This is a genomic window from Treponema sp. J25, from assembly GCF_004343725.1.
Taxonomy (GTDB): Bacteria; Spirochaetota; Spirochaetia; order Treponematales; family Breznakiellaceae; genus J25.
Genome location: NZ_PTQW01000003.1, coordinates 197,055 through 204,686 on the forward strand (window position 1 = coordinate 197,055; position 7,632 = coordinate 204,686).

The window sequence follows — 7,632 nt, forward strand, 5'->3', positions numbered from 1 at the left end:
CCGTACACAAAAGTATGATTTGTCACCGTAGGGACCAACCCCTGTTCCTTTTGTATTATTCTTCACTTTCCTGTACTCGGAATGCTTCGGCGGCTTTTATTACCTCTTCTGCGATCTTGCCGCTGATCGGTGCGTAGTGGTCAAATTCCACACTGAAAGAACCGGTACCACTCGTCATGGAACGTAGATCGATGGAATAGCGCAGGAGTTCTGCCTGGGGAACCTGGGCCCGAATTTCTTCGATGCCACCGCCGATGGAGTTCTGTCCGAGGATTTTTCCCCGTTTCCCCGAAAGATCCGACATGATATCTCCCAGGTACTTTTCTTCCACAAAAACGGTCAGATTCATGATGGGCTCAAGGAGGGTGGGGCTTGCTTTCTTCATGGCCTCTTTAAAGGCATTCCGGGCGGCCAGCTTAAAGGCCAGTTCCGAAGAATCCACGGGATGTTCCTTCCCATCCACCACCGTAACCTGCACATCCACCACCGGATAGCCCGCCATAACCCCATGTTGCATGGCCTCGAGGACCCCCTTTTCTACGCCGGGAATGTAGCCCTTGGAGATAGCTCCCCCAAAGATGGCATTGATAAATTTGTAGTTTTCTCCCCGGGGGAGGGGTTCGATGTCCAGAACAACCCGGGCATACTGACCGTGGCCGCCGGTTTGCTTCTTGTGGGTATACTCCGCATTAGCTTTTTTGGTGATCGTCTCTCGATAGGCCACCCGGGGAGGCCGGGTTTCGATTTCTATTTTTTGATTGTTACGGATCTTGTCGAGCACAATGGCGATATGGAGTTCCCCCATTCCCCCAATGATCGCTTCTTTTGTTTCCGTATTGTACTCATACCGAAGGGTCTTATCTTCTTCCGTGGCCCGCAGGAGAAATTCTCCCAGTTTATCCTCGTCTTTTTTCTGAGCCGCGTGAACCGCCACCATGTGCACCGGTTCAGGAAGCTTGAGGGGAACAAAGAGAAGGGGATTTACCGGATCGGTAATGCTATCGTTGGTATGCAGGCTTGTTACCTTGGTAATAATGCCCACGTCCCCCGCATACAATTCCCGCACTTCTTCCAGTTTCTTTCCCTGGCACAGATACAACTTTCCTATACGCTCTTTTTTATTTTCCCGGACGTTAAGAATTTCCGAATCCGCCGAAAGTTTCCCCTCGAACACCTTTACCCAGGAAAGTTTCCCCGAAAATTGATCGAATACGGTTTTTACCACCAGGCCCGCAAAGGGTTTGTTTGGGTCGATTTCTACTTCCCGTTCTTCCCCACTTGTTTCCTGGACAAGGTCCCGGGCCGTGCGGGGATCCGGCGCAATGTCGGCCATGATATCGATAAAGGGAATAATACCCGAATTTTTAAGGGCCGATCCACAGAATACCGGAACATACTTATGTTCCGCCAGAGCTTCGATGAGTCCAAGGTGCATCTCCTCTGCGTCCAGGGAGCCCTTGTCTACGTAGTGTTCCATGAGGGTGTCGTCCCCCTCGGCGGCGGCTTCGATAAGCCGTTCCCGCATGGCCCGTACCTGGTCCTGGTACTCCGCAGGGATAGGCCCTTCCTTTTCGAGCCCTCCTTCTTGTACAAAGTAGGCCCGTTCATTGAGCACATCGATGACCCCCCTGTAGGAGGAACCCTTTCCCATAGGGAGGAAGAAGGGGAAGGGATCGATCTTCAATTTTTCTTTTATATCCTCCAGTACCGCTTCAAAGTCAGATCGATCATCGTCCATCTTTGTAATATAAATACCCCGGGGCTTTCCCCGACTGTTCAGGGTTCTCCAGAGTTTTAGCGTTTCGATCTGGACTCCTGCCCGTCCGTCTACCACGGCAATGCAAAGTTCAGTGGCCCGGAGGGCAGAGATTACCTCCCCCACAAAATCAGAAGAGCCGGGGGTGTCAAAGATATTGATTTTTTTACCCTTCCATTCTACATGGCCCAGGGCAGTGTAAATTGAAATTTTTCGTTCGATTTCTTCGGGACTGGAATCGCTGACGGTTTTTCCCGATTCAATGGTTTCAGGTTTCGGAATGACCCCGCCGGCAAAAAGAAGTCGTTCAAACAAACTTGTTTTGCCCGTACCGCCGTGTCCGGCTAAGGATACGTTCTTTACCAGATCCGTGGTGTAGCTCATGGTGGCCTCTCCTCAAGGTGATGCACATCCCCGCGTGAGTGCAGAGGGAACGCCCCTGGCGTTTTTTTCCCCTTGCTCTATGATGAGGCCGACTTGCCGGATTGTCAAGAAAAAGTTCTTTCCGTATTATAAAAACATGAAATCTACCACTTCTGCACAGTACGATGAGTCAAAAATTAAAACCCTCTCTTCGTTAGAGCACATTCGGCTGCGCACCGGCATGTATATTGGTCGATTGGGGGATGGCTCAAATCCGGATGATGGTATTTATATCCTCCTGAAAGAAGTTATCGATAACTCCATCGATGAATACATCATGGGATATGGGGACAGGATTGAGGTTGAAGTCAAGGATAACACTGTTAAAGTCCGGGATTATGGCCGGGGCATTCCCCTGGGTAAAGTGGTAGAATGTGTTTCGGTGATCAACACGGGAGCAAAATATAATGATGAGGTTTTTCAGTTTTCCGTAGGTTTAAACGGCGTGGGAACCAAGGCGGTCAATGCCCTTTCGAGCCATTTTCGGGTCCTTTCTATCCGGGATGGGGAGATGGCAGAGGCGGTGTTCCGCCAGGGGGTGCTCCAGAGCGAACGGCGGGGAAAAATTAAGCTTCCCGAAGGCAAAGAAAGCCCACCCAACGGAACCTATGTGGAATTTACTCCGGACCCTGAAATCTTTGGGTCCTATTCGTTTAACCTGGAATTTATCGAACGGCGAATCTGGAACTATGCCTACCTCAATGCGGGGCTGACCCTGGTGCTGAATGGGAAACCCTACCGGTCGGAGCGGGGGCTTTACGATCTTCTTCTGGAAGAAACGGGCAGTGAGGGCCTGTATGCTATTGGTTACTATAAGGGACAGCGGATTGAGCTTGCCTTTACCCATACGAACAACTACGGAGAAGAATATTTTTCTTTCGTGAATGGCCAGTATACCTCCGATGGAGGGACCCATCTTTCGGCTTTTAAAGAGGGGTTTTTGAAAGGGGTGCAGGCTTTTTTCAAAAAAGAATATAAAAGTGAGGATGTGCGGGAAGGAATTATCGCGGCCATCGCGATTAAACTCCAGAATCCGGTGTTTGAAAGCCAGACAAAGAATAAACTAGGCAATTCCGATATTCGTCCCTGGATTGTGCAGGAAACCCGTACGGCTGTGGAGGACTGGCTCCACAAAAATCCTGAAGAAGCACGAAAGCTGGAAGAAAAGATCCTTTCCAATGAAAAGCTGCGGACCGAACTCAATGTGGTAAAAAAAGAGGCCCGGGAAGCGGCAAAGAAGATTGCCCTTAAAATCCCCAAACTAAAGGATTGTAAGTATCATCTGGAAGATGGGGAAAAGGGAGCCAATTCCACTATTTTCATCACCGAGGGGGATTCGGCGGCCGGTTCCATGGTGGCCTGTCGGGATGTGATGACCCAGGCGATTTTTGCCCTCCGGGGAAAACCCGAAAACATGTATGGGAAAAAACGGACCGCCATCTATAAAAACGAGGAACTCTATAACATGATGATGGCCCTGGGCATAGAAAATGACGTGTCCGGCCTTCGCTATGCCCGCATCGTCATTGCCACCGATGCGGATTTCGATGGCTTCCACATCCGTAATTTGCTGCTTACGTTCTTTCTGAGCTATTTTGAGGAACTGGTGAGTCGGGGCCATGTGTTTATCCTGGAGACTCCCCTCTTCCGGGTACGGAACAAAAAGGAAACCCGCTACTGTTATACCGAAAAAGAACGGGACGAGGCGATAAAGGCCCTGGGCGGTTCGGTGGAGGTAACCCGCTTCAAGGGGCTTGGGGAAATAAGCCCCAAGGAATTTGGCCAGTTTATCGGGCCTGATATGCGGCTTATTCCGGTGACCATCAACAGCCTTAAGACGGTGCCCCAGGTACTGGAATTTTACATGGGAAAGAACACCCCCGAACGACGGGACTACATCATGAAAAACCTGGTGGCGGACATCCAGGTGTAGAGGAACGATATGGCCTATATCAAAAGTATTTTTGAAAAAAATTTCTTAGAGTATGCCTCATATGTCATTAAGGATCGGGCTATTCCTGACCTGGAAGATGGGCTTAAGCCGGTACAGCGGCGTATCCTCCATTCCCTCTTTGAAATGGACGATGGTAAGTTCCATAAGGTGGCCAATGTTATCGGCCACTGTATGAAGTATCATCCCCATGGGGATGCCTCCATCGGGGCTGCCCTGGTGGTGCTGGCAAACAAGGACCTGTTTATCGAGAAACAGGGGAACTTTGGAAATCTTTTTACCGGGGATGAGGCCTCGGCGGCCCGGTATATTGAGTGTCGAATTACCCCCCTTGCTCGGGATGTGCTGTATAACCCCAAGCTTACGCCGATGGTGGATTCCTACGACGGACGGAATAAGGAACCTATCGTGTTTCCCGCCAAGATTCCGGTGGTCCTTGTTCTGGGGGCCGAAGGGATTGCGGTCGGCATGTCCACGAAGATTCTTCCCCACAACATCATCGAGGTGCTCGAGGCAGAAAAGGCCTGCCTTATGGGAAAACCCTTTACCCTCTATCCGGATTTCCCTACAGGGGGCCTCGCGGACGTTTCTGAATATAAAGATGGCAATGGCAGGGTCAGGGTGCGGGCAAAGCTCGACCTTTCGGACCCCAAACGGATTGTGATTCGGGAACTTCCCTATGGTTCTACCACCGAAAGTCTGATTACCAGCGTAGAGACGGCAGCCCGGGGGGGGAGAATCAAAATTCAATCTATTTCTGATTTTACTACCGACCAGGTAGAGATCGAAATAAAACTTGCCCGGGGAGTCTATGCTCCCGAGGTGGTCGATGCCCTCTATGCCTTTACGGAGTGTGAACAGTCGATTTCGGTAAACCTGTTGGTGATCCGGGATGGCTTACCCGTTACCATGAGCGTTACAGAGGTGGTGGAACACCATGCCCGGCAGCTGGTAACGATCCTGACAAAGGAACTGGAGTTGGAAAAGGGAGAACTCCTGGATAAGCTGCACCTGCGAACGCTGGAACGAATTTTTATCGAGGAGCGGATTTATAAAAAAATTGAGGAGATGAAAACCGCCGAGACGGTAATCAAGGCGGTAAAGGATGGTTTTGTTCCCTTCCTCAAAGAAATAGGGAAGCGAGGCGTCAGCGATGAGGATGTGGAGCACCTGCTTAAGATCCCCATCCGTCGTATCTCCCTCTACGATATTAACAAGGCAAAGGCGGAGGTTCAGGAAATCCAGTCCCGACTTAAGGAGATAGAAAAACATCTTAAAAATATTACCGCCTATGCTATTAGCTATCTGGATAGTGTGATCGCTAAGGTTAAGGCAAATGAGGACTTAGGTCGGGGTAAGAGAAAAACGGAGCTTACCAGTTTCGAACGGGTTGATGTGAAAGAGGTGGTAAAACGGGATCTGGAACTCCGCTATGATGGAGAAAAGGGCTACCTGGGAACCGCGGTGAACGCCGGTACAGTGGTGGCCACCGTCTCTCCCTTTGACCGGCTCCTTATTATTCGAAATAACGGAACCTATGTGGTAACCGACGTGCCGGAAAAACTCTTTGTGGGTCCCGGGGCCTGGTGGATTGGTATTGCGGATAAGGAATCTTTAGCTCAGACGATTTTTACCATCATTTATCGGGATCCAGAAAAGGGATATCCCTATATCAAACGGTGCACCATTGAAGGCTGGATCCTGAATAAGGAGTATACCCTTGTCCCCGAGGGCGCTCAGGTACTCCATCTGGATAGTCGCGATTCCTTTACTTTTACGCTCTACTATGTGCCTAAACCTCGCATTAAAATCACTAAAGAGTCCTTTAAAGCCAAAGATTTTCTGGTGAAGGGGGTTAAAGCCCTGGGGGTTCGCCTGGCAGAACGGGAAGTAGAGCGGGTGGAAGTGAAACATTAGGTTGCGTTCCTGGGGCCATTGGCCCCCGGTATGCATCGACTCTTTAGTGCAACTTTCTATGAAAATATACGCCGGGGGTGTCCCCGTTTTGCTCAGTTCCTATCTGTTCAGATTCTGTCGGTTAAGCGACGCTGGAGGCGTTTTCTTTCATTTCGTAAATAAAGCCTGTTTTAAGGCACATATTAAATAATTCTTCGCTCATGACCTCGTCGATTTTTTTTTCATACCCATCTCGGACCCGGATAACCTGAACCACGTAGCCTGTTTCTGTTTTGCGCAGTACATCCAAAAATTCTACTCGACCAGGTTCACACTTAATGCAGTAGCGCTTCATGGATATCCTCCTATGATGAATATCGGATTTTTTTTACCCACCCTTTATGATATAGTAGAGCCATGTTTACCGATGCCCACTGTCATCCCTACGATTTGTCCTGTTGGTATCCGGATGCAGAGGCCGAACGAAAGGCCCTGGGGGTTGCCGCCGCCGCGAGTTCCTGGAACAGGGCAGAGTTGGAATTTCACGAGAAACTTGCTCACGCATCCCGCACCGACGGGGGACCGCCGCTGTTTTTGTGTTTTGGTGTCCATCCCCAGCTCTGTAAAGAAGGGGAGGATGGGGTGACCCAATCTTTTTCAGTTTTGGAACAGGCCCTTACGGAAGGGAAAATAGCTGCCATTGGGGAGGTGGGCTTTGATTTATATGATGATTCCTTCAAAGTGTCGGAAGGAGTGCAGCGCCGTATCTTCGAAGACCAACTGGCCCTGGCCCGCCAGTATTCTCTCCCGGTGGTGCTCCATGTGCGGCGGGCCATGCATCTTATTTTTTCCTATGTGCCTCTTCTTAAAAAACTACCGGCTGTAGTGTTCCATTCCTATTCGGGAACCCCTGGCGAGGCTCTTTCCCTGTTGCAACGGGGGGTGGCGGCCTACTTTTCTTTCGGGAATACCCTCCTTTTGAACCACAAACAGGCCCGGGCAGTCTGTGCGCAGATTCCCGTTGAACGCCTTTTGTTTGAGACCGATGCCCCCTATCAGGGCCAGCGGGGCGCCCCTTATGCATCGTATAGGGATCTCCCCCGGATTGTGCAAGAAGCGGCCGAGCTTAGAGAGGGAAAGGGGGAGGCCCTTTCAGAAGGAGCCTTAGCCGCTCAGGTGGCGGAAAATTTCTTTCGGATTTTTTCTCGAAGGGGATAAAAAACGCTTAGTAAGTGAAAGAAATTGTCGGGATGCTGTTCGGGCAACCTGTATTTCCATCTTGATAGACGTCCCTTACTCAGCAGTAGACAGGTTCGAAACGGTCCTGCACACGCGAAAGGTAGAGGGCCCTTGCTGTGCGCTAATACCCACCGCCCCGGGACTCCTCAGGGGGCGTGCCTGGGCGCCGCTAGAGGGAATTGGGGCCCCGCCCCTTGAAGGTCGCGGAATCCCTAGAGGTCCCAGAGGCTCATCCCTCCAGCTATACTTACAGTTCCTCAATCTCCTCCCGGGAAAGACCGGTAACTCTCATGATAATGTCTATTGACACCTGTTCCTGCTTCATCCGCCGGGCGGTCTCGCGGCGGTTTTTTTCTTCGCCCAGGGC

General features: G+C 50.7%; 5 protein-coding genes. 3 read left to right on the plus strand and 2 right to left on the minus strand.

All coding sequences use genetic code 11. The features are described 5' to 3' along the window. Positions 1 to 55: 55 nt before the first annotated feature. Complete coding sequence (fusA, locus tag C5O22_RS00985; RefSeq protein ID WP_132779255.1) at positions 56 to 2,140, minus strand: elongation factor G; 2,085 nt, start codon at positions 2,138 to 2,140, stop codon at positions 56 to 58. Positions 2,141 to 2,276: 136 nt separating this feature from the next. Between fusA and C5O22_RS00990 the strand changes: the two genes are divergently transcribed. Next, positions 2,277 to 4,112, plus strand: coding sequence for a DNA topoisomerase IV subunit B (locus C5O22_RS00990; protein ID WP_132779257.1), 1,836 nt, complete (start codon positions 2,277 to 2,279; stop codon positions 4,110 to 4,112). Between the two features lie 9 nt (positions 4,113 to 4,121). Then, positions 4,122 to 6,047, plus strand: coding sequence for a DNA topoisomerase IV subunit A (locus tag C5O22_RS00995; RefSeq protein ID WP_132779259.1), 1,926 nt, complete (start codon positions 4,122 to 4,124; stop codon positions 6,045 to 6,047). Positions 6,048 to 6,168: 121 nt separating this feature from the next. On the opposite strand, the gene C5O22_RS01000 is transcribed toward C5O22_RS00995, so the two are convergent. Beyond that, on the minus strand, positions 6,169 to 6,381 hold the full coding sequence (locus C5O22_RS01000) for a hypothetical protein (protein WP_132779261.1): 213 nt from the start codon (positions 6,379 to 6,381) through the stop codon (positions 6,169 to 6,171). Between the two features lie 62 nt (positions 6,382 to 6,443). On the opposite strand from C5O22_RS01000, the gene C5O22_RS01005 reads away from it, so the two are divergent. Beyond that, entirely contained in the window at positions 6,444 to 7,244 is an 801-nt protein-coding gene (locus tag C5O22_RS01005) for a TatD family hydrolase (RefSeq protein ID WP_132779263.1), read from the plus strand. Positions 7,245 to 7,632 lie beyond the last annotated feature (388 nt).